We start from the raw sequence: 1,071 nt of genomic DNA on the forward strand, positions 1-1,071 counted from the left end.
CACCCCAACCCCTCCCCTGAAGGGGAGGGGCTTAGGACCGACTGGACCCGCGCGGAAATCGCGGCCTTGTTCGACCTGCCCTTCGGCGAGCTCGTCTTCCGTGCGCAGACCGTGCATCGCGCGCATCACGCGCCCGACCAGGTCCAGATGTCGACCTTGTTGTCGATCAAGACCGGCGGCTGCCCGGAGGATTGCGGCTATTGCAACCAGTCGGTCCATGCCGAGACCGGGCTCAAGGCGACCAAGCTGATGGACGTCCGTGTGGTGCTGCAGGCGGCGGCGCAGGCGAAGGACAATGGCAGTTCGCGCTTCTGCATGGGCGCGGCGTGGCGCAACCCCAAGGACCGCGACATGGCCGCGATCGTCGAGATGGTGCGCGGCGTCCGCCAGATGGGGATGGAGACCTGCATGACGCTCGGCATGCTAACGCCTTCGCAGGCGGAGATGCTCGCCGATGCCGGGCTCGATTACTACAACCATAATATCGACACCTCCCCCGAGCGCTACGGTGACGTGATCACGACGCGCAGCTTCGAGGACCGGCTCGACACGCTCGAGCATGTCCGCGAGGCCGGGATCAACGTGTGCTGCGGCGGGATCGTCGGGATGGGCGAGACGCGCGGCGACCGGGTCGGCTTCATCCACGCGCTCGCCACGCTGCCGCGGCATCCCGAGAGCGTGCCGGTCAATGCGCTGGTACCGGTCAAGGGAACGGTGCTCGGCGACATGCTCGCCGATACGCCGCTGGCGAAGATCGACGATATCGAGTTCGTCCGCACCGTCGCGGTGGCGCGGATCACGATGCCGGCGAGCATGGTCCGGCTGTCGGCAGGGCGCGAGAGCATGAGCGACGCGACCCAGGCGCTCTGCTTCATGGCGGGCGCGAACTCGATCTTCACCGGGGACAAGCTCCTGACCACCGGCAATGCCGGCGACAGCGCCGATGCGGCTTTGTTTACGAAGCTGGGGCTGACGGCGATGCAGGGCGACACGATGCTGCAAGCGGCGGCGGAGTGAGGCTGATGGCGAAGCAACATGCAAGCCCCTCCCCTTCAGGGGAGGGGTTGGGGT

Annotated in this window: 1 protein-coding gene; it reads left to right on the forward strand. The window is 67.0% G+C overall.

The genetic code is table 11. From position 1 onward, the window contains the following. Nucleotides 1-1,017: biotin synthase BioB (gene bioB / locus AC3WJI_RS21665; protein ID WP_492759374.1), on the forward strand; the 1,017-nt coding region annotated here is incomplete at its 5' end. Nucleotides 1,018-1,071 lie beyond the last annotated feature (54 nt).

The organism is Sphingomonas sp. FW306-1B-B10E (assembly GCF_058782005.1).